Consider the following 19,333-nt stretch of genomic DNA (forward strand, 5'->3'; position numbering starts at 1 on the left):
CCGGGGTCTGACAGGACCCCCTCTGATCGCCGGAACTGTCAGCGGCGCGTTTCAGGTCCGGGCGGGCTGGACCGCTCGTGGCTCGCGGCTGGCGGGTAGGTCGGCGGAGGCAAGGAGACTCAACTTCTCGGCGTCACTGGACCCGGTGTCGGCGTGATAGACGACGAGCATCAGGCCGTCCGCTCCGCCGATGCTCAGCCGTTCACGATTGAGGGTCAGCTCCCCGACCTGCGGGTGATCGAACCGGATCGGCGTACCCTGCTGTCCGCGTACCTCGTGGCGTGCCCAGAGCTGGCGGAACCGGGCACTCGCCAAGGAGAGCTCTCCGGTGAGTTCGATGAACCGGGGGTCGTCGATGTCGGTGCCCACTGCCTGTCGCAGGTTCGCCACGAAGCACTCCGTGATGTTTTCCCATTCCGGATGCAGCGCCTGCTCGGCGGGGTTCAGGAACAGGTCCCTGAGCTGGTTGCCCCCTTTGACAAGGCCTGGCGAGAGCGCCTGGGCGAGCCTGTTCGAGGCCAGGATGTCGAAGTACCGGCCCTCGATGAAGGCGGGCTGAACGAGGGAGCCCAGGAGCTTGAGCGCACCCGGCGGAACGGTTTCCCTGCGAGGTCGACGTCTGCGCTTTCGGGCGGAATCCGCGACCAGCATCAGCAGATAGGCCAGGTGCTCCTCGTCGAGCTGCAGGACGCGTGCGATGGACTCGAGCACCTGCACGGACGGGTTACGGTCACGACCCCGTTCCAAGCGCAGGTAGTAGTCCGCGCTCAGGCCGGCGAGCATGGCGACCTCCTCGCGCCGCAGGCCCGGCACGCGTCGCACGCCACCGTGCGGGATGCCGGCCTGCTGCGGTGTCACCAGCGCCCGGCGAGCACTCAGAAAAGCGCCAAGCTCGTTCGACATCTCACCCACAAATCGATCGTATGACCGGGCAGGACGGATAGCAGGGGTCCTGTCGCACCCCCGGCTCCCGCCGGTTGCCGCCTACAGACAGCGCCGCCCCCGACCTCGTGAGTCGGGGGCGGCGCTGGTGTCGGTGTGCAGGTCGCCTCTCGGCGAGTGGCACTACGCGGCTCCAGCCGGACGGTATTCCGCGAAGGCTATTTAGGTGAGGCCCGGGGACACTGGACACACCGACACCCCTGTCAACGAGTCGACCCCCGCTCGTGTTCCGTGCGGCGTGGTGTCGACTGTCACACCGTCGTCGGCACTGTGGCCCGGCGGGCCCGCACCGCCGAGGCGAGGTGGTCGAGCACCTCGGCGGTGTCGTCCCAGCCGAGGCAGGCGTCGGTGACCGACCGGCCGTACTCCAGCTCCCGGGTCGGGTCGAGCTCCTGCCGGCCGGGCAGCAGGAACGACTCCAGCATCACGCCGGTGATGCCCCGCTGGCCGGCGGCCAGTTGGGCGGCCACGTCCGCGGCGACCAGCGGCTGGTTGCGGTGGTCCTTGCCGCTGTTGGCGTGACTGGCGTCGATCACCAGCCGCTCCGGCAGGTCGGCCGCGCGGAGCAGGTCGAGCGCACCGGCGACCGACTCGGCGTCGTAGTTGGGCCGGCCGCCCCCGCCGCGCAGCACCAGGTGCCCGTCGGTGTTGCCCCGCGTGTGCATGATCGCCGGGGTGCCGGAGAAGTCGATGCCAGGGAAGACGTGCGGCACCCCGGCGGCGCGGATCGCGTCCACCGCAGTGCCGATGCTGCCGTCCGGGCGGTTCTTCATGCCGATCGGCATGGACAGGCCGGAGGCGAGCTGGCGATGGACCTGACTCTCCACGGTGCGGGCGCCGATCGCGCCCCAGGCCACCGTGTCCGCGATGTACTGCGGGGTGATCGGGTCGAGGAACTCGCAACCCACCGGCAGACCGAGGCGGAGCACGTCGAGCAGCAGCGCCCGAGCCAGCCGTAGACCGGTGTTGACGTCTCCGCTGCCGTCCAGCCCCGGGTCGTTGATCAGGCCCTTCCAGCCGACCGTGGAGCGTGGCTTCTCGAAGTAGACCCGCATGACGATCAGCAGATCGTCGGCGTGCCGGTCGGCAGCCTTCCGCAGACGCTGCGCGTAGTCGAGGGCGGCGGCCGGGTCATGCACCGAGCAGGGGCCGACCACCACCAGCAGGCGGTCGTCCTCGCGGTCCAGCACGCGACCGACCGCGCGGCGGCCGGTCAGTACGGCCGACGCCAGCGGGGCGTCCAGGGGTAACTCGTGGTGCAGCAGGGCGGGCGTGGTCAGCGGCACGACACGGTCGATCCGCTGATCGCTGACCCGATCGGTCTCCGGGGTCGTCACGGTGGGCATCCTTCCGCCGACCGTGCCCGGGGCCGGTGCCCGGGACGAGCCGGCTGCTCGTACGCAAAAGGGCAGGAACGACAGCTCCTGCCCAGCCGGCTCGGTCCGTGGTGACGTCAGTTCATGGTGAAGTCACCGGCGTGCGAGCCGGCTGCCTAAACCATCGATAGGAACGCGTCACCGGACCAGCGTACCCGACCGGACGCGGTCACCCGCCCTGTCGTCCCAAGATGCGGGGCGAAGATCGCGTGCCGGGGATGCGGTCGGGGTAACAGGGTGCCATGACAGACGAGCAGAGCGATCAGGAGCGGGTGGAGTCCCGCGCGCACCACCTCCTGCCCGAGGAGAAGGCGGTGGGCAGCGACGACCCGGAGGCGCAGGCTGAGGCCATCCTCGCCGACTCGGACATCCGCGAGGCGGACCAGAACGCCGCCCCGGACACGGTGCTGGAACGTCGTACCTCGGATCAGACAGTGGTCGCTGTCGAACCGCCGGACTGAGCGGTCGCCCCGCGCGCCCGGCGCGACCCCCGGTAGGTCTGGTCGCGCAGCCAGGCCAGCGGACCTGCCACCCGCAGTTCGGGTGGCAGGTTGCGCACCGGGTCGAAGGCGAGCGACGCGTCCTCCTCGGCGCCGAGCTGGACACCGAAGCTGACCTGCCCGACCAGTCGCCACGGCCCCACCGCCGACGCGACCGCGAGCACCAGACGCGGGGTGTCGGTCCGGGTCGCGGCGGCCGCCGTGGCCAGGCTGCGACCGAGGTCGGCCGAGTCGGGGTCGGCCAACGCCGCCAGCCAGAGGCGGCGCCGACCCGCGCGGTAGCACGTGATCGTGCTGTACGTGCCGGTGAAGCGGCGTCGGGGCAGCGGCAGGTTCCGCAGCACCGGGGCTGCGCCGCTGGAGCTGACCAGCAGGTCGAACGGCCGGCCGTGGTCGCTGTGCAGGCGCAGCGCGAGGCCCAGGACGTCGGGCCAACTGCCGGGTGTGGGCGTTCCCTTGGAGAGCCGGACGGTGGTTCGGTACCGGCCGGGGTGGTCGAGCAGACCGATCCCGGTGGGAGGTCCCGGCGTACCCCAGATCACCGTCTCGCCGACGAACGAGCGACCGGCCGGATGCAGCAACCGGCCACGGCGCAGCCGGCCGAGTGCGGTGCTGGCGCGTTCGACGGCGGTGGCGGCCCGGCCGGCGGACCGGGACGGAGACGGGGTGACGGTCATTCCTCCCCGGTACCCCGAGCGGCGGCCCCGATGCCCGCCCGGGTCGGCTCGCCGACCGACCGCACGTCACCTTTCCGCCCCCGAGATCGGATAGCGTCGGGGCATGCCCGACAGCGGTTACCCCTGGCCCATTCAGACGTCCCGACTGGACAACGGCCTGCGCGTGGTGGTGAGTGAGGATCGCACCGCCCCCGCCGTGGCCGTCAACCTCTGGTACGACGTCGGCTCCCGGCACGAGCCGGCCGGGCAGACCGGCTTCGCCCACCTCTTCGAGCACCTGATGTTCGAGGGCTCGGTGAACGTGGCGAAGACCGAGCACATGAAGCTCATCCAGGGCTCCGGCGGCTCGCTCAACGCCACCACCAACCCGGACCGGACCAACTACTTCGAGACGGTCCCGGCCGAGCACCTGGAGTTGGCGCTCTGGTTGGAGGCCGACCGGATGGGCGGCCTGGTCCCCGCCCTCACCCAGGAGACCCTGGACAACCAGCGGGACGTGGTCAAGAACGAGCGCCGGCAGCGCTACGAGAACGTGCCGTACGGCGACGCCTGGTTGCGGTTGCTGCCGCTGCTCTACCCGCCGGGGCACCCCTACCACCATGCGACGATCGGCTCGATGGCCGACCTGAACGCCGCCGACCTCGCCACCTTCCAGGCGTTCCACCAGACCTACTACGCGCCTAACAACGCGGTGCTGACAGTGGTCGGCGACGCCACCGCCTCCGACGTGTTCGCGCTCGCCGACAAGTACTTCGGCGCGCTACCCACCCGCGACGACATCCCGCCGGCACCGGACGGCCGCGATGTCCCCGCCACCGGGCAGACGGCCGTCGAGTCGGTGAGCGCCGACGTGCCCGCGCCGCGGGTGTACATCGCCCACCGCAGCTACCCGTTCGGCAGCCCGGGGTACAACGTGATCACCGTGCTCGCCACCGTCCTCGGCAGCGGCCGGGGCAGCCGGCTCTACCAGCGCCTCGCCGACGGCGAGAGGATCGCGCAGCCGGACCTGGTCGGGGCGTACGGGGTGGATCTCGCGCACGCCCCGGCACCGCTGATCGCCACCGCCACCGCCCGCCCCGGCGTGAGCGCCGAGCGGCTGGCCGAAGGGCTGGCCGAGGTCGTCGACGAGCTGGCCACCGTGCCGGTCACCGCCGCCGAGCTGGATCGGGCCAAGGCGTTGCTCAGCACCGGATGGTGGCGCCAGCTGTCCACCGTCGACGGCCGCGCGGACCTGCTCGGCCGGTACGCCACCCAGTTCGGTGACCCGGCCCGCATCGCCGACCAGTTGCCGGCCCTGCTCGCGGTCACCGCCGAGCAGGTCGCCGAGGCCGCCGCCGATGTGCTCGCCACCGACCGGGTGACCCTGACCTACCTGCCCGAGGAGACCTCATGACGCTGATCGCCGACCGTCCCGGCCCGGGTGCGGCCCGCCCGTACCGGTTCCCGCCGGTGGTCCGCCGCGCCGTGGCCGGTGGTCAGGTCGTCGCCGCGCACCTGCCGGGGCAGAACCTCGCCGTGGCCCTGCTACTGCTCGACGTGGGCGCGGGCCAGGAGCCGGTCGGCAAGGAGGGCCTGTCCGGTGTGCTGGCCAAGGCGTTGGAGGAGGGGACCGCGCAGCGGGACGCCGCCGCGTACGCGCTCGCCGTCGAAGGGCTCGGCACCGCGTTGTCGACCGGTCTGGACTGGGACTCGTTCCAGGCCAGCGTGGTGCTCCCGGTGGACCGGCTGAGCGCGGCAGTGGAGCTGCTCGCGGAGGCGGTCCGGACGCCCAGGCTCGACCCCGCCGACGTACGCCGGGTCCGCGACGACGAGGCGACCGCACTTCGGATGGACTGGGCCAACCCGGGCCCACGTGCCGACGCGGCGCTGCGTGCCGACCTGTTCGGCGCGCAGAACCGCTGGGGGCGCCCGATGCACGGCGACCCGGAGTCGGTCGCCGGGTTGGACGTGGAGGACGTGACGGTCTTCCACTCCGAGTGGTTCCTGCGCCCCGGCACCCTGATCGTCGCCGGTGACCTGGACCGGATCGACCTGGACGCGCTGGCCGCCGCGGCGTTCGCCGGCACTGGTGGTGGCCCCGCCGAGCGGGGCGGCCCCATCGAGGTGCCGCTGCACGGCGGTCGACGGATCATCCTGGTGGACCGGCCCGGCTCGGTGCAGTCCACGCTGCGGTTGGGCCACCCGTCACCGCACCGGGCGCACCCCGACTACGTGCCGATGACGCTCGCCGGCACGGTGCTCGGCGGGGCGTTCACGTCCCGACTCAACCACCTGCTGCGCGAGGTGCACGGCTACACCTACGGCATCCGGGGTGACTTCGCCGCGTCGCGGCGGTTCGGTCGGTTCGCGGTCAGCTCCGGCGTACAGACGGCGGTCACCGCGCCCGCCCTGGTCGAGGCGGTGGGCGAGATCACCCGTACCCAGGCCACCGGGGTGACCGAGGACGAGCTGGAGGTGGCCCGTTCCTGGCGGGCCGGGCAGCTGTCGGTCGAGTTGCAGAGCCCGCGGGCGATCGCCTCCGCGCTGACCACCCTGGTGGTGCACGACCTGCCGGACGACTACCACGCGCGGCTGCGCGAGTCGCTGCTCTCCGCCGACGTGGACCAGGTCTCCGCGGCGGCAGCCACCCACCTGCACCCGGAAGCCCTCACCCTGGTCGTCGAGGGCGACGCCGCGGTGATCCGCGCCGACCTGGAGGCCACCGCCCTGGGAGATCTCCTCCCCTGACCCGCCCCGGACGAACGCCGTTGATCAAGAGGTTTGCGTCATCCGGAGCACGGTTTCTGACGCGAACTTCTTGATCGACAGCTGTAGGGCGGGGTGTGAGGTGGGACCCGGGGGGTGGGAAAGGGGTCCCGGTTTCGGGGGTGGGGTCGGTAGCCTCGCGGGCATGAGGATCGGCATTGTGGGGGCCACCGGCCAGGTCGGTGGCGTGATGCGGCAGGTGCTGGCGGAGCGGGAGTTCCCGGCGGAGCAGGTGCGGTTGTTCGCCTCGGCGCGGTCCGCCGGGCGTACGCTGGCGTGGCGCGACGGTGAGGTGACAGTCGAGGACGCGGCGACCGCTGACTATTCCGAGCTGGACATCGTGCTCTTCTCGGCCGGTAAGGGCACGGCCCGGGAGTTGGCGCCACGGGTCGCCGAGGCCGGTGCCGTGGTGATCGACAACTCGTCGGCGTTCCGGATGGACCCGCAGGTGCCGCTGGTGGTCGCCGAGGTCAACCCGCACGCCGCCCTGGACCGCCCGAAGGGCATCATCGCCAACCCCAACTGCACCACGATGGCCGCGATGCCGGTGCTGCGTCCGCTGCACGCCGAGGCTGGCCTGGTGGGCCTGGTCGTCTCCACGTACCAGGCGGTCTCCGGCGCCGGGCTGGCCGGCGTCGCCGAGCTGGACGAGCAGGTCCGCAAGGTGGCCGAGCACGCCGCCGGGCTGGCCTTCGACGGGTCGGCCGTGGAGTTCCCCGCGCCGCGCTCGTTCACCCAGCCGATCGCCTTCAACGTCCTCCCGCTGGCCGGTTCGATCGTCGACGACGGCTCGTTCGAGACCGACGAGGAGCAGAAGCTCCGCAACGAGAGCCGCAAGATCCTGGAGATCCCCGACCTGTTGGTCTCCGGCACCTGCGTCCGGGTGCCGGTCTTCACCGGGCACTCGCTCCAGATCAACGCCCGGTTCGCCCGGCCGCTCACCCCGCAGCGAGCCCACGAACTGCTGGCCGACGCGCCCGGGGTGGCACTGACCGACGTCCCGACGCCGTTGCAGGCCGCCGGCCAGGACCCGACCTACGTGGGTCGGATCCGCGCCGACGAGACAGTGGAGTACGGGCTGGCCCTGTTCTGCTCCAACGACAACCTGCGCAAGGGCGCCGCGCTGAACGCTGTGCAACTCGCCGAGCTGGTCGCCGCAGAGCGCCGCTGACCGGCACTGTCGCCGACACACCGAGCACTCAGCGAGCCCTCGCCGTCCGTCGGCGGGGGCTCGGTGCCGTTCCGGGTGGTAGCGCTGCCGTTCCGGGCGCTCGCCCGCGACGGCCGGCAGGTCGTGCTTGGATGGGTCGGAGACGATCGTCCAACCTGGAGGACACCATGCCGGATGACCGCACCCAGCAGGCGTTGACCGATCTGGTGGCCGGCCGCTCGATGGGCGTGCTCGCCACCATCAAGCGGGACGGGCGTCCGCAGCTGTCCACGGTGCTCTACTCCTTCGACCGGGCCGCGGGCCTGATCCGGGTCTCGGTCACCGACGGCCGCGCCAAGACCGCCAACCTGCGCCGCGACCCGCGTGCCAGCTTCCACGTCAGCAGCGAGGACGGCTGGGCGTACGCGGTGGTCGAGGGTCGTGCCGAACTGAGCCCGCCGGCCACCCAGCTCGGCGACGACACGGTCGAGGAGTTGGTGGCGCTCTACCGGGGGTTGAGCGGCGAACACCCCGACTGGGACGAGTACCGCCAGGCCATGGTCGACGAGGGACGCATCGTGCTACGCCTGCACGTCGAGCGGCTCTACGGCATACCGCCCCGAGGCTGACACCGAAGCTGGTCGCTCAGCCGGGCTCGATCACTGTCACGCCGGGCCAACGCTCCGCCGGCCGGTGCCGGGCCAACCGCTGCCGGGACCGGGCCACGTCCACCCGGGCCGGGTTGTGCCGCCACACCCCACCCAGCAGATCCGTCAGACCGTACGGTGCGCAGACCTCCAGCCGGCCGGCCGGGTCCACGCGGACGGCCACCGCTGTCGCGTACTCCGGCCAGGTGGCGATCGCCTCGGCCACGCTGCGGTACGGCTCGATCGGGTCGCCGCCGAACTTGGCCGCGTACCAGGTGTGCACCGCCGCCTGGTTGCGCGCCTGCCACGGCGGCTGCGGCCACATCCCCGCCAGCCGGGCGGTGGCCCTGTCGTCGTCGGCTCGGGTCAGCCTCGCCGGGTCGAAGAAGACCACGTCCACATCGCGGACCCGCGCCGGGTCGAACCCGTCGCCGTACCGCTCGCCCCAGACCAGGTCACGCAGCGCCCCGGCGCCGATCCAGGCGTCCGGCAGCCCGGAGTCCCGCACCACTGTCAGCGCCCGGGTCAACCAGGCGCTGCCGGCGACCAGGTCCCGCAGTTTCTCCTCGCCCGTCATCATCCGCCCACCGTAGGCAGCGGACCGACGCGCGCCGCCCGTAGGCGGGTGTGCCGCCCTTCGACGGGTATACCGCACTGATTCGCCGTCGCGGGACGTCGGGGAGGGGGTGGGCGATGGGCGCCGGCACGAGCAGCAACGAGGCCCTTCCCGGGGGCCCGCCCCTGCGGAGGGAAACCTCCCGGCTGTTGTCGTTCAGCGACGGGGTCTTCGCCATCATCATCACGCTGCTGGTGCTCGACCTCCAGCCTCCCCGGGTCGGCCGCGGTCAGATGCTGCACGCGCTGGTCGAGCAGTGGCCCGCGTACCTCGCCTATGTCACGTCGTATCTCTGGGTGGCGGTGAACTGGCTGAACCACCGGGCCACCTTCAACCGCGTCGTGAACAGCGGAAAGGCCCTCCAGTGGTACAACCTCGCAGTGCTGTTCAGCACAGCGCTGCTGCCTTTCGCCACCTCGTTCGTCTCGCAGGCCATGCGGGAGGGCGACCAGGCGGACCAGCGAACCGGCGTGGTCCTCTACGGTCTGGTCGGCGTGCTGGTCTCGGTGAGCTGGCTGTGGCTGTACCACTACCTCGCCCGGCATCACGACCTGCTGGACCAGACGGTGCCGCGTCGGTTCTTCCCGACCGAACGGGCCCGGGCCGCGATCGGCCTCCTGGGGTACGCGCTGGCGATCCTGGTCGGATTCCTCACCAGCCCGCTGTTCGCGCTGGTGATCTTCCTGCTGCTGCCGGCGTTCTACAGCCTGACCAGCAGTGGCCTCTACGAACTTCGACGCCTGCGACACCCGCGCGGATAGGCCGGGGCCGTCGGCGTTACCCCCTCCCGCGCGGCGGGTAGACGGGCCGTGCCGACACCGAGAGGGGAGCACCATGACAACGGTCGGAGAGTTCATGACGACCCGGTTGGTGACGATGGACGGCAACGACACGCTCATCGCAGCCGCGCAGGAGATGCGTGACAGCGCAATAGGCGATGTGGTGGTGACCGACGGCGACAGTGTCGTCGGCATCGTCACGGATCGGGACATCACGGTCCGAGGTGTCGCCGAGAACATGGACCCGGGCTCGACCCGGTTGAGCCAGATCACCACTCGCGACGTGATCACGGTGAGTCAGTACGACGATGCCGTGGCCGCCGCGGACCTGATGCGGACGTACGCCGTACGCCGACTTCCGGTGATCGACGACGGGCGCCTGATAGGCCTGGTGTCGATGGGTGACCTCGCGGTCGAGCGCGAACCGCAGTCGGTTCTGGCTGACATCAGCGCCGACGACCCGAACAACTGACCCGTCCGCCGCGGCGCGCGCCGGCCCTCCCGTCCGGGAGGGCCGGCGCTGTGGCGTCCCGGCTCGGCGGCACCGTCGACCGTTCACCCGATCTGGGCGAGGTTGACCGGGGGAGCGGCGGGGACCCGTGCGGGGACGTGCAACGCCGGCCGTCCGCGCGACGCGAGCGCGGTGGGTGGGATCCCCGGCCCGGCAACTGGGAGGAGTGGACCCGATGGTGGACGCGACCACGAGGTTCTTCGAGGACCTGGACCGGCGGGGGTACGAACCGCTGCTGGCCAAGACCTCTGGGACACTGCGGATCGACCTGCACGAGGGGGCGCAGACCCGGCACTGGCTGCTGAGGATCGATCACGGCCGGCTGAACGTCAGTCAGGAGGACCGGGAGGCCGACACGGTGATCGGCGCGAGCCCAATCCTCTTCGACGACATCGCCTCGGGGCGCGAGCACGGCCTGGCCGCGCTGCTGCGTGGGGACATGACGGTGACGGGCGACGCTCGGCTCGTCGTGCAGGTGGAGCGGATCTTCCCGGGTTCCCCGGACGCCCGAGGGCCGCGCCGGCGTTTCGCCGGGGAGGTGCACTGATGGGGCAGAGCAACACGATCCGGATCCTGGACGGCAACACCTTCGTGGTCTGCGAGGACACCGGTGACATCGAGGCGACGCCGAGCGAGCCCACCGGGCTCTTCTCCCTCGACACCCGGTTCCTGTCGACCTGGGTGCTGACCGTCAACGGTGAGCGGCTCAACTCGCTCTCCTTCGACGACCTCCAGTACTTCGAGTCGCGGTTCTTCCTGGTTCCAGGGATGGCCACGCACTACGTGGACGCGAAGCTGTCGATCATCCGGGAGCGAACCGTGGGCGGCAGCTTCCGCGAGCAGCTGACCATCCTCAACCACGACGAGAAGCCGGTGGACCTGGAAGTCCGGATGGACGCGGCGTCGGACTTCGCCGACCTGTTCCAGGTCAAGGACGAGATCCTGAACAAGAAGGGCGAGATCTACACCGAGGTGGAGTCGGACCGGCTGCGGCTCGGGTACCGGCGGGGCAACTTCCGGCGGGAGACGGTGATCTCGTCGTCGATGTCGGCCCGGTACGACAGCAAGGGTTTCGCGTACACGGTGCACCTGGAGCCCAACGAGCAGTGGGATGCCTCGATCGACGTCCAGACCCACGCGGTCGGGCCAGGCGGCCGGGACCTGCGTTTCGGGCTGCGGACGCACGGCACCGAGCGGCTCGCCCTCCAGCACGACCTGGAGCGGTGGATCGCCGACGCACCCAAGGTCAACAGTGAGCACGGCCGGGTGGCCAGCACGTACCGGCGCAGCCTGATCGATCTGGCGGCGCTGCGCTTCTCGCCGCTGTCGCTGGGCGGCGCCACCCTGCCGGCCGCCGGTCTGCCCTGGTTCATGACCATGTTCGGTCGGGACAGCATCCTCACCTGCCTGCAGACACTGCCGTTCACCCCACAGTTGTCGAAGACGACGCTGCGCGTCCTGGCGTCCCTCCAGGGCAGCCGGTTCGACGACTTCCGGGACGAGGACCCGGGGCGCATCCTGCACGAGATGCGCTACGGCGAGACGGCGGCCTTCGAGGAGCAGCCACACTCGCCGTACTACGGCTCGGTGGACGCGACACCGCTGTTCATCGTGCTGCTCGACGAGTACGAGCGGTGGAGCGGGGACGTCGCGCTGGTCAAGGAGCTGGAGCAGGAGTCCCGGGCGGCACTGAGGTGGATCGACAACTACGCCGACCTGGTCGGAAACGGCTACATCTGGTACGAGCGACGCAACACCGACACCGGCCTGGAGAACCAGTGCTGGAAGGACTCCTGGGACTCGATCTCCTACTCCGACGGCACGCTGCCGCCGTTCCCACGGGCCACCTGCGAGGTGCAGGGGTACGCGTACGACGCGAAGGTCCGCGCGGCCCGGTTGGCGCGCGAGTTCTGGGGTGACCCGGAGTTCGCCGACCAGTTGGAGCGGGAGGCGGCGGACCTGAAGGAGCGGTTCAACCGGGACTGGTGGGTGGAGGAGGGCGAGTACTTCGCCCTGGCCCTCGACCCGGACGGCCGCCAGTGCGACATCCTCAGCTCCAACATCGGCCACCTGTTGTGGAGCGGGATCGTCGAACCCGAGCGGGCGGAGAAGCTCGCCGCGCACCTGGTCGGGCCGCGGCTCTTCTCCGGCTGGGGGGTGCGCACGCTGGCCGAGGGGGAGACGCGGTACAACCCCATCGGCTATCACAACGGCACGATCTGGCCGTTCGACAACTCGTTCATCGCCTGGGGTCTGCGCCGCTACGGCTTCGCCGAGGAGGCCGCGACCATCGCCAACGGCATCCTGGACGCGGCCACGTACTTCGACGGGCGGTTGCCGGAGGCGTTCGGCGGCTACCCACGGGAGCTGACCAAGTTCCCGGTGGAGTACCCGACGGCGTGCAGCCCGCAGGCCTGGTCGACGGGTACGCCGCTGTTGCTGCTGCGCACCATGCTCGGCCTGGAGCCGCACGAGGGTCACCTGGCGGTCGAGCCACGGCTTCCGGTGGGGATGGGTCGCATCGAGGTGCTGGACATCCCCGGTCGGTGGGGTCGGGTGGACGCGTTCGCCAGGGGTCGGCTGGATCTGGACAAGCTCGCCGACTGACCGATCCGACCGCCGAACCGGCGGTGGCGCGCCGCCCGCGTCGCCGCCGGTTCGCCACCCAGCCGATCCCCAGCCGGTCAGGGTAGATTCTGCGAATGCCGGAGCTCGTGTACCCGCCCGTTATCGCCGCCGCCAAGACGCTGTTCCGGGTCCTCGACCTGAAGATCACCATCGAGGGCGCCCACCACGTACCCCGCACGGGCGGGGCGGTGCTGGCCAGCAACCACGTCAGCTACCTCGACTTCATCTTCGCCGGTCTGGGCGCCAACGCGTCGGGTCGGCTGGTTCGCTTCATGGCGAAGGATTCGGTCTTCACGCACAAGATCTCCGGCCCGCTGATGCGCGGGATGCGGCACATTCCGGTGGACCGGCAGGCCGGAGCGGCCTCGTTCCGCGCCGCCGTGGGCGCGCTCAAGCAGGGCGAGGTCGTCGGCGTCTTCCCCGAGGCGACGATCAGCAGGTCGTTCACCGTCAAGGAGCTCAAGAGCGGCACGGTCCGGATGGCCCGTTCGGCGAAGGTGCCGGTGCTGCCGGTCGCGTTGTGGGGCACCCAGCGCCTCTGGACCAAGGGCCGCCCGCGCACGCTGACCCGCCGGCACACGCCGATCACCATCCTGATCGGCGAGCCGATCAACCCGGCTGACTTCCCGGACCCGAACGTGCTGGCCGCCGAGCTGACCGCCCGGCTCAGCGCCCTCGTCGACCGCGCGCAGCGGGATTATCCGGACACCCCGGCCGGCCCGGACGACACCTGGTGGCAGCCCGCGCACCTGGGCGGCAGCGCGCCCACCCCGGAGGAGGCCGCCGCCCTGGACGCCGCCGCCGAGCAGCGCGCCCCCAGCGCCTGACGCCTTGGTTGGCCAGATCGTTCCGCACCCGGGCAGGATGGTGTCTGCCGGCGCGAACGACGTCCGGCCAGGATCGACGTCATGAGCAGAGCAGCACTCGTCGTGATCGACGTACAAGAGTCCTTCCGTCAGCGCCCGATCTGGGCGCACGGCTCCAACCCCGACATGGTTCGCCAGGTCGACCGGCTGGTGGCTGCCGCCCGGCAGCGCGGCGACCTGGTGGTCTGGGTCCTGCACTCGGAGCCCCGCACGGGCGGGTTGTTCGACCCCGCCCTCGGGTACGTGCGGCTGATCGACGGGCTGGCCCCCGCCGAGGGTGAGCCGACGCTGGTCAAGACGGCGCACAACGCGTTCACCACCACCAACCTCCAGCAGTTGCTGACCCAGGCGGGCATCACCGACCTCACCGTCTGCGGCATTCGCACCGAGCAGTGCGTGGAGACCACCACCCGCATCGGCGCGGACCTCGGCTACCGGATGACCTTCGTCAGCGACGCCACGCTGACCTTTCCCATCCCACACCGGGACCTGCCGGAGACCGCCACGGTCGCGGAGATCCTCGCCGACCCGCGCACCCTGACCAACGAGGAGATCGTGACCCGCACCGAGTACGCGCTGGCCGGCCGCTTCGCGACCATCCGGACCGTGGACGAGGTCACCGGCGCGACCCTCGCCGGCAGCCGGGGCTGACCCCGTGACCCGGGTCGTCTTCCTGCTGGTCCCACAGCTGCACCTGCTGGACCTCGCCGGGCCGGCCCAGGTCTTCTCCAGCGCCGCCGACCTCGGGTACGACTATCAGCTGCACTACGTCGCCGAGCGCGAGCAGGTGCCCACAGTGCAGGGCGTACCGCTGGTCGCCGACACCCGGTGGCCCGAGCTGACCCCGGACGACCTGATGATCGTGCCCGGTTGGCGGCCGGCGGCGCACGGGCCGCAGGGGCCGGTGTCGCCAGGCGACCTGCGGCGGCTCGCCGAGCACCACGCGGCCGGCGGCACTGTGGCCAGCGTCTGCGCCGGGGCGTACGCGCTCGGGCGGGCCGGGCTGCTCGACGGCCGACGCTGCACCACCCACCACGAGGTGCAGGACGACCTGGCCCGCCGGCACCCGGCGGCCCAGGTCGTTCGCGACGTGCTGTACGTGGTGGACGACCGGGTGGTCACCTCGGCGGGCATCGCCAGTGGCATCGACGTGGCGCTGCATCTGGTGGCGACCAGGCACGGCCCGGCGACCGCCGCGAAGATCGCCCGCACGCTTGTCGTCTATGCCCGGCGCAACGGGCACGAGCCGCAGGCCAGCGCGCTGATGCGGCACCGCTCGCACCTGTCCGACTCGGTGCACCGGGTGCAGGATCTGATCGACAGCCGGTACGCCGAGCCCCTGCCCCTGGCCGAGCTGGCCGCCGCTGGCGGCGTGGCCGAACGAACCCTGACCCGGCTGTTCCGGGCGAGCACAGGCCTCACGCCGCTCGGCTACCAGCAGCTGCTCCGGGTCGAACGGGCCGAACATCTCATCGGGCACGGCGCCACAGTGGAAGCCGCCGCGCGAGCCGTCGGCTTCACCGATGCCCGGATGCTGCGCCGCCTGCGAGCCCGCCCCACGAGGTCGGCTCCGGTCTTGAGCGGTAGTAGTCGTCCCGGGAGTGGAACTCCACAGGCAACGAGCCGGGCAGCGTGATCCGGGTGTCGCCGGCGAGCAGGCCGGGGCCGGCCCGCAGCAGCAGTACGTCGCGCTCCTGGGCCGACAGGTCGACCAGTTGTGGACGGGAGAGCCGGAACATGGCCACCGCCCGGCGGACCTGCCGGGCCAGCGCCACGACCTCGGCGGCCGCTCCGCTGAGGGCCAGCGCCGGCTGCTGGATGGTGCGCAGCGCGTCACAGACGATCAGCAGCTGCGCGGGCGCGTCCGGTGCGCTCGCCGGCAGCTCCAAACGGGACGGCCACTGCCAGCGGATCTGACCGCTCATCAGGCCGTTCAGCCGGGCGGGCGGCCGAGCCCGGTGCGAGCCGTCGGCGACCAGCGACAGCTGTGAGCCACTGCCCACCCAGCAGATCCGCTGATCGGTGACGGTGACCGCGACCTGCTCGGGCAGCTGCCAACGGCAGCGCACCTCGCTCGGCCCGAGCAGGTAGCCCGCGACCAGCAGCCGGTGTCGCCCGAGCACCCGCTCACCGGGCCTCGGTCGCAGGTTGTATTGGCGGTCCAGGGTCGGGCCCACGTCGTCGTCGAGGGCGTCGAACCGGTGGGGACCGATGAAGAAGGGGGACGTGTCGGCGTGCATCGTCACGACCTTCCGGTCAGCTGGCTGTGTACTGAAGCCTGGCGGACCGGAGGCCCCCTGTCATGACGCCTGTTAGGGGGTCGGCCGGTCGTGCGTCGCCTGTGACCGGTAGATGCCGATCTCCTCCGGGCGGACGAGACCGTCCTCGATCGCACGGGCGAGTAGCGCCGCCTTTGTGGCAGCTGGTCGCCCCGCCCGGGTGTACTTGATCCGCGCCCGGTCCACGTACTGCTTCACTGTGTGCTCGCTGATCTGCATCCGTCGCGCCACCGAGGCCTTCGACATCGACTGGAACCAGAGCAGCAGCGCCTCACGCTCCTTGTCGGACAGCATCGGCCGGTCCGGTCGCGGGTCACCGACCATCGCACCGGCCAGCGCCGGCGGCACGTACGGGCGGTCGCTCGCGGCGGCCAGCACCGTTTCCACGCAGTGTTCCCTGCCCTCGTGCTTGGCCAGGAACGCCACCGCCCCAGCGTCCAGCGCGGCGAGCATCGTCTGCGGGTCGGTGTGCTCCGAATAGACCACCACCCGCCGCCCGACGGCGCTCAGCTCGGCCAACTTGTCCAACGCCATCCGCCCGTGCAGCCGCAGGTCGAGCAGGATCACATCGGCGTGCGGCGCCGCCCGCAGCACCGCGTCCGGGTCGTCGCCGGTGGCGAGCACCGTCAGGCGCGGCTCGGTGGCGAGCCAGGCGCGGACTCCCTCCACCACCACCGGGTGGTCGTCGACGATCGCGACCCCGACCGGCCGGTCGCCGGTCACCGCCGCCACCGGGTCTGCGCCCATCTGATGTTCCCGTCCCGTTCGTAGAGGTACTGCACCGGCTCGTCGTCGTCCTCCCCGGGGGGCGGGCCGGTCGACTCCGGGCCCTCCCGGTCGGGCGTGACGAGGCTGACCACCACCTCGTCCGGGCCGGAGACCACTGTCAGTCGCGCCCATTCCCGGGCGTCGGCGAGGGTGCCGGTGAGCGGGTCGGCCAGCCGGCGGCGGACCTCCACCGGCAGCGGCGGCGGGGTGCCGATGGTGACCAGGTCGATCGGGAGACCGTTGCGTTCCGCCAGGTCGGCGGCGGCTCGCAACTCGTGTAGCAGCGGGTCGGGCACGTCGTCGGACTCGGCGATCAGCCGGCGCAGCCGGGCGGCGGCCAGCATGCACCGGCGCTGCACCTCCGGGTCGTCCGGGTCGGCCTGGCCGGCGGCCAGGTCACCGAGGACCCGCCCGGCCGCCGAGCTGACCAGGGCGAGCCGGTTCCGACGTTCCTGGAGGCCCCGCTCGGCGGCGTCCCGCTCGGCGGCCATCGCGTGACCGGCGGCCGAGACGGCGGCCCGTTCCCGAGCCAGGCCGACGATGACAGTGCTGCCCACGAAGACCGCCACCGGCAGCGAGAACGTGCCGTAGACGTACATCACGTAGCGGGCCACGTCGGCCGGGTCGGGGCCGTGCCAGAGCACGGCGACCAGGGCGATCAACGCGTGCGTGCTGAGGAGCGCGATAAGCCCCACGACGCGTCGACCCCACACCGCCAGCACGAAGAACCAGCCCAGGGTGCCCCACACCCAGTTGGCGGCGGTGAACAACTGCCGCTCGCCGGCCGCGGCGAAGACGGCCGCGTCGACGACCAACAGCAGCCCGGCCAGCGGCCACGGCGGCAGCGGCGAGCCCCGCAGCAGCCGCACCCCGGCCACCGCGCCGGTCACGGCGACCAGTACCCAGGCGCCGAGCACTACCGCGGGCGCGGCGAACTCCGCGCGGGCGGACAGCACCGCCGGCAGCGCGATCGCGACGTGCCAGGCCAACGCGATGGCGACGGCGGCGATCCGGGCACCCCGGTCGGACGCGTGCGCGACGGCGGCCGGCGCCGCGAGCGTGGCGGGGGAGACCGGCTCCCGGGGCGTCGGAACGCTGGTCCGGGTCGGTGCCTCCGGAGCGGCGGTGGGGTGCGCCGGGACGTTCAGGTCAGCCGACACCGGGCCACTCCAGTCGAATCCGGGTGCCCGCGCCGACCGCCGAGTGCACGTCGGCCCGCCCACCGACAGTCACCATCCGGCCGCGGATCGACTCGCGCAACCCGTACCGGTGTGGTGGAACGGTGGCCAGGTCGAAGCCGGGGCCGTCGTCGGCGACCTCGACCACGACGCCGATCGCGTCCCGGGTCAGCCGCAGCGTGGTCGCGGCGCCCGGCGCGTGGCGGACCACGTTGGACAGGGCGGCGTAGGCGCTCTCGCTGATCGCGTCGGCCACCCCGACCGGGACGGCGCAGGACGCCAGGTCCAGCCGTACCGCCAGCTCGGGCAGCCGGTCGACCACCAACCGCAACCGTCCGTCGAGCGGCACCGGGCCGTCGCCGGCCACCGGGCCGCCGTCGGTGAGCGAGACGAGGGTACGCAGGTCGGCTGCGCACCGGTCCCGGAAGACGGTCGAGGGCCCGGCCACCGCGCCCAGCCCCACCATGGTCAGCGTGCCGAGCACTGTGTCGTGCAGATCGCGGTTCTGTTGGCGTTCGGCCTCCCGGGCGGCACGGCCGACCAACGCCTCCCGGGTCAGCCGCTGGTGTTCGACGAAGGCGCGGTCCGCCCGGCCGATGCGTCGGCGCATGACCGCCGCCATCATCGCCGTGCAGGCGGTCTGCGCCAGCAGCGTGGCCGCGTGCGCCCGAGCTTCGGTGGGGTTGCCAGCCGCCTGCGCCCCGGTCACATAGGTGGCGATCACGAGTAGACCGGCTGGGATCGACCAGCGCGCCGGGGCGGTGGCCTGTGCGTTGATCACCGTGGTGCTGGCCAGCACGGCGATCCAACTGCCCTCGCCGGGCAGCACCTCGGGCGCCACCAGAACGGGAATGAGCAGGCAGGCCAGCGCGGTGACCGCCACGTCACCGACGACGAGGGCGGGGTTGATGCCGTGGCGCAACGCGCGGTGCGCGTACCAGAGGGACCAGCCGGTCAGCAGGCCCACGGCGGGCAGCAACACCGCCTGCTGCACCGGCGGGGTCTGCACCGAAACGGCCACCGCCGCGCCGAACAGCCCACAGCTCAGCCGCAGCAGCGCCGGCAACGTGGTGAAGATGAGGCCCAGGGCCCCGCCGGCCGGATTGTCCAGCGTGGGCGGCACGGTTGGGGTGGCAACGGCCGGCATCGGGAAGTGTCCTTCCGACAACGACCCGGTCCGGGTCCACGGGGCGTAGATCGACATCGGACAATAGCATGGCCGACAGTGACCGGGTGACTCCTATGTGCGGAGTGTCGCTAACGTGTCACTCTGCGCTGCGGGGCTGGAGGAGGTCCCACCGGTTGCCGTAGAGATCGACGAACACCGCTACCGAACCGTACGCCTCATGTCGCGGTTCCTCCAGAAAACGCACCCCGGCCGCCACCATCCGGGCGTGGTCCCGGGCGAAGTCCTCCGTGTGCAGGAACAGCCCGACCCGGCCGCCGGTCTGGTCGCCCACCCGAGCCCGCTGTTCGGCGCTGCTCGGCCGCGCCAGCAGCAGCGCCGTCTCCCGGGCTCCCGCCGGCCGGACCACCACCCAGCGTGAACCGTCCGGTCGGGCGGTGTCCTCCACCAGCTCGAAACCGAGGTCGCCGACGTAGAAGTCGATCGCCTCGTCGTACTCCCTGACCAGCAGTGCGACAAGTCCCAGATGTGCCATTCGGCCATTC

Annotated in this window: 21 protein-coding genes; 12 read left to right on the forward strand and 9 right to left on the reverse strand. The window is 71.7% G+C overall.

The annotated features are described in order from the left end of the window. Positions 1–51: 51 nt before the first annotated feature. Together OH804_RS34220 and OH804_RS34225 are read right to left on the reverse strand one after the other, a co-directional pair. Positions 52–903 carry a helix-turn-helix domain-containing protein gene (locus OH804_RS34220; protein WP_406066773.1) on the reverse strand — a complete coding sequence of 284 codons (852 nt, stop codon included), beginning with the start codon at positions 901–903 and terminating at the stop codon, positions 52–54. Between the two features lie 290 nt (positions 904–1,193). Beyond that, positions 1,194–2,288: a 3-deoxy-7-phosphoheptulonate synthase gene (locus OH804_RS34225; protein ID WP_406061790.1), complete on the reverse strand. Its 1,095-nt coding sequence runs from the start codon at positions 2,286–2,288 to the stop codon at positions 1,194–1,196. A 272-nt stretch (positions 2,289–2,560) separates the two neighbouring features. Between OH804_RS34225 and OH804_RS34230 the strand changes: the two genes are divergently transcribed. Beyond that, positions 2,561–2,779 (forward strand): hypothetical protein, encoded by a 219-nt coding sequence (locus OH804_RS34230; protein ID WP_196919415.1) that lies wholly within the window; start codon positions 2,561–2,563, stop codon positions 2,777–2,779. Here OH804_RS34230 and OH804_RS34235 read toward each other — a convergent pair. Beyond that, the gene (locus OH804_RS34235; protein ID WP_406061792.1) at positions 2,746–3,495 is read right to left on the reverse strand and encodes a phosphodiesterase; all 750 of its coding nucleotides are present in this window, start codon (positions 3,493–3,495) and stop codon (positions 2,746–2,748) included. The genes OH804_RS34230 and OH804_RS34235 overlap by 34 nt on opposite strands. Positions 3,496–3,598: 103 nt before the next feature. Between OH804_RS34235 and OH804_RS34240 the strand changes: the two genes are divergently transcribed. The 4 genes from OH804_RS34240 to OH804_RS34255 all read left to right on the forward strand — a co-directional run bounded on the left by OH804_RS34240 (position 3,599) and on the right by OH804_RS34255 (position 8,019). Then, positions 3,599–4,888, forward strand: coding sequence for a M16 family metallopeptidase (locus OH804_RS34240; protein ID WP_406061794.1), 1,290 nt, complete (start codon positions 3,599–3,601; stop codon positions 4,886–4,888). Further along, complete coding sequence (locus OH804_RS34245) at positions 4,885–6,222, forward strand: pitrilysin family protein (protein ID WP_196919412.1); 1,338 nt, start codon at positions 4,885–4,887, stop codon at positions 6,220–6,222. Before OH804_RS34240 ends, OH804_RS34245 begins: the two co-directional genes overlap by 4 nt. Before the next feature lie 163 nt (positions 6,223–6,385). Continuing rightward, complete coding sequence (locus tag OH804_RS34250) at positions 6,386–7,411, forward strand: aspartate-semialdehyde dehydrogenase (protein WP_406061797.1); 1,026 nt, start codon at positions 6,386–6,388, stop codon at positions 7,409–7,411. Positions 7,412–7,578: 167 nt separating this feature from the next. After that, entirely contained in the window at positions 7,579–8,019 is a 441-nt protein-coding gene (locus OH804_RS34255; RefSeq protein WP_196924608.1) for a PPOX class F420-dependent oxidoreductase, read from the forward strand. 16 nt (positions 8,020–8,035) lie between these two features. On the opposite strand, the gene OH804_RS34260 is transcribed toward OH804_RS34255, so the two are convergent. Then, a complete protein-coding gene (locus tag OH804_RS34260) occupies positions 8,036–8,617 on the reverse strand; it encodes a nucleotidyltransferase family protein (RefSeq protein WP_406061799.1) in 582 nt (193 codons plus the stop codon). Between the two features lie 113 nt (positions 8,618–8,730). On the opposite strand from OH804_RS34260, the gene OH804_RS34265 reads away from it, so the two are divergent. The 7 genes from OH804_RS34265 (at position 8,731) to OH804_RS34295 (ending at position 15,073) form a co-directional block, all read left to right on the forward strand. Continuing rightward, on the forward strand, positions 8,731–9,414 hold the full coding sequence (locus OH804_RS34265) for a TMEM175 family protein (RefSeq protein WP_196919409.1): 684 nt from the start codon (positions 8,731–8,733) through the stop codon (positions 9,412–9,414). A gap of 73 nt (positions 9,415–9,487) precedes the next feature. Beyond that, on the forward strand, positions 9,488–9,904 hold the full coding sequence (locus OH804_RS34270) for a CBS domain-containing protein (protein WP_091405600.1): 417 nt from the start codon (positions 9,488–9,490) through the stop codon (positions 9,902–9,904). Between the two features lie 214 nt (positions 9,905–10,118). Further along, positions 10,119–10,490, forward strand: coding sequence for an SCP2 sterol-binding domain-containing protein (locus OH804_RS34275; RefSeq protein ID WP_196919408.1), 372 nt, complete (start codon positions 10,119–10,121; stop codon positions 10,488–10,490). Then, the gene (locus tag OH804_RS34280; protein WP_406061802.1) at positions 10,490–12,550 is read left to right on the forward strand and encodes a glycogen debranching N-terminal domain-containing protein; all 2,061 of its coding nucleotides are present in this window, start codon (positions 10,490–10,492) and stop codon (positions 12,548–12,550) included. Before OH804_RS34275 ends, OH804_RS34280 begins: the two co-directional genes overlap by 1 nt. Positions 12,551–12,645: 95 nt before the next feature. Next, positions 12,646–13,398: a lysophospholipid acyltransferase family protein gene (locus OH804_RS34285; RefSeq protein WP_406061804.1), complete on the forward strand. Its 753-nt coding sequence runs from the start codon at positions 12,646–12,648 to the stop codon at positions 13,396–13,398. A gap of 81 nt (positions 13,399–13,479) precedes the next feature. After that, positions 13,480–14,088 carry an isochorismatase family protein gene (locus OH804_RS34290; protein ID WP_406061806.1) on the forward strand — a complete coding sequence of 203 codons (609 nt, stop codon included), beginning with the start codon at positions 13,480–13,482 and terminating at the stop codon, positions 14,086–14,088. Between the two features lie 4 nt (positions 14,089–14,092). Further along, positions 14,093–15,073: a GlxA family transcriptional regulator gene (locus OH804_RS34295; RefSeq protein WP_196919404.1), complete on the forward strand. Its 981-nt coding sequence runs from the start codon at positions 14,093–14,095 to the stop codon at positions 15,071–15,073. Here OH804_RS34295 and OH804_RS34300 read toward each other — a convergent pair. From OH804_RS34300 to OH804_RS34320, 5 genes are all read right to left on the reverse strand, one after another. Beyond that, positions 14,955–15,677: a hypothetical protein gene (locus tag OH804_RS34300; RefSeq protein ID WP_406061809.1), complete on the reverse strand. Its 723-nt coding sequence runs from the start codon at positions 15,675–15,677 to the stop codon at positions 14,955–14,957. The two genes, OH804_RS34295 and OH804_RS34300, sit on opposite strands and share 119 nt — an antisense overlap. 72 nt (positions 15,678–15,749) lie before the next feature. Further along, on the reverse strand, positions 15,750–16,463 hold the full coding sequence (locus OH804_RS34305; RefSeq protein WP_196919402.1) for a response regulator transcription factor: 714 nt from the start codon (positions 16,461–16,463) through the stop codon (positions 15,750–15,752). Then, a complete protein-coding gene (locus tag OH804_RS34310; RefSeq protein WP_406061811.1) occupies positions 16,436–17,644 on the reverse strand; it encodes a hypothetical protein in 1,209 nt (402 codons plus the stop codon). The genes OH804_RS34305 and OH804_RS34310 overlap by 28 nt, the downstream gene beginning before the upstream one ends. Then, entirely contained in the window at positions 17,634–18,809 is a 1,176-nt protein-coding gene (locus tag OH804_RS34315) for a sensor histidine kinase (RefSeq protein WP_406066775.1), read from the reverse strand. The genes OH804_RS34310 and OH804_RS34315 overlap by 11 nt, the downstream gene beginning before the upstream one ends. A gap of 118 nt (positions 18,810–18,927) precedes the next feature. Then, on the reverse strand, positions 18,928–19,323 hold the full coding sequence (locus tag OH804_RS34320; protein WP_196919400.1) for a VOC family protein: 396 nt from the start codon (positions 19,321–19,323) through the stop codon (positions 18,928–18,930). Positions 19,324–19,333 lie beyond the last annotated feature (10 nt).

Origin of the sequence: Micromonospora sp. NBC_00860 (genome assembly GCF_045207375.1) — a bacterium.
In the GTDB taxonomy this organism is placed as follows: Bacteria; Actinomycetota; Actinomycetes; order Mycobacteriales; family Micromonosporaceae; genus Micromonospora; species Micromonospora vinacea.

Excerpts from the sequence above, each read along its gene's own strand:
- OH804_RS34220 (WP_406066773.1), bottom strand. The coding sequence starts at position 903 with ATGTCGAACGAGCTTGGCGCTTTTCTGAGTGCTCGCCGGGCGCTGGTG.
- OH804_RS34225 (WP_406061790.1), bottom strand. The coding sequence starts at position 2,288 with ATGCCCACCGTGACGACCCCGGAGACCGATCGGGTCAGCGATCAGCGG.
- OH804_RS34230 (WP_196919415.1), top strand. The coding sequence starts at position 2,561 with ATGACAGACGAGCAGAGCGATCAGGAGCGGGTGGAGTCCCGCGCGCAC.
- OH804_RS34235 (WP_406061792.1), bottom strand. The coding sequence starts at position 3,495 with ATGACCGTCACCCCGTCTCCGTCCCGGTCCGCCGGCCGGGCCGCCACC.
- OH804_RS34240 (WP_406061794.1), top strand. The coding sequence starts at position 3,599 with ATGCCCGACAGCGGTTACCCCTGGCCCATTCAGACGTCCCGACTGGAC.
- OH804_RS34245 (WP_196919412.1), top strand. The coding sequence starts at position 4,885 with ATGACGCTGATCGCCGACCGTCCCGGCCCGGGTGCGGCCCGCCCGTAC.
- OH804_RS34250 (WP_406061797.1), top strand. The coding sequence starts at position 6,386 with ATGAGGATCGGCATTGTGGGGGCCACCGGCCAGGTCGGTGGCGTGATG.
- OH804_RS34255 (WP_196924608.1), top strand. The coding sequence starts at position 7,579 with ATGCCGGATGACCGCACCCAGCAGGCGTTGACCGATCTGGTGGCCGGC.
- OH804_RS34260 (WP_406061799.1), bottom strand. The coding sequence starts at position 8,617 with ATGATGACGGGCGAGGAGAAACTGCGGGACCTGGTCGCCGGCAGCGCC.
- OH804_RS34265 (WP_196919409.1), top strand. The coding sequence starts at position 8,731 with ATGGGCGCCGGCACGAGCAGCAACGAGGCCCTTCCCGGGGGCCCGCCC.
- OH804_RS34270 (WP_091405600.1), top strand. The coding sequence starts at position 9,488 with ATGACAACGGTCGGAGAGTTCATGACGACCCGGTTGGTGACGATGGAC.
- OH804_RS34275 (WP_196919408.1), top strand. The coding sequence starts at position 10,119 with ATGGTGGACGCGACCACGAGGTTCTTCGAGGACCTGGACCGGCGGGGG.
- OH804_RS34280 (WP_406061802.1), top strand. The coding sequence starts at position 10,490 with ATGGGGCAGAGCAACACGATCCGGATCCTGGACGGCAACACCTTCGTG.
- OH804_RS34285 (WP_406061804.1), top strand. The coding sequence starts at position 12,646 with ATGCCGGAGCTCGTGTACCCGCCCGTTATCGCCGCCGCCAAGACGCTG.
- OH804_RS34290 (WP_406061806.1), top strand. The coding sequence starts at position 13,480 with ATGAGCAGAGCAGCACTCGTCGTGATCGACGTACAAGAGTCCTTCCGT.
- OH804_RS34300 (WP_406061809.1), bottom strand. The coding sequence starts at position 15,677 with ATGCACGCCGACACGTCCCCCTTCTTCATCGGTCCCCACCGGTTCGAC.
- OH804_RS34305 (WP_196919402.1), bottom strand. The coding sequence starts at position 16,463 with ATGGGCGCAGACCCGGTGGCGGCGGTGACCGGCGACCGGCCGGTCGGG.
- OH804_RS34315 (WP_406066775.1), bottom strand. The coding sequence starts at position 18,809 with ATGCCGGCCGTTGCCACCCCAACCGTGCCGCCCACGCTGGACAATCCG.
- OH804_RS34320 (WP_196919400.1), bottom strand. The coding sequence starts at position 19,323 with ATGGCACATCTGGGACTTGTCGCACTGCTGGTCAGGGAGTACGACGAG.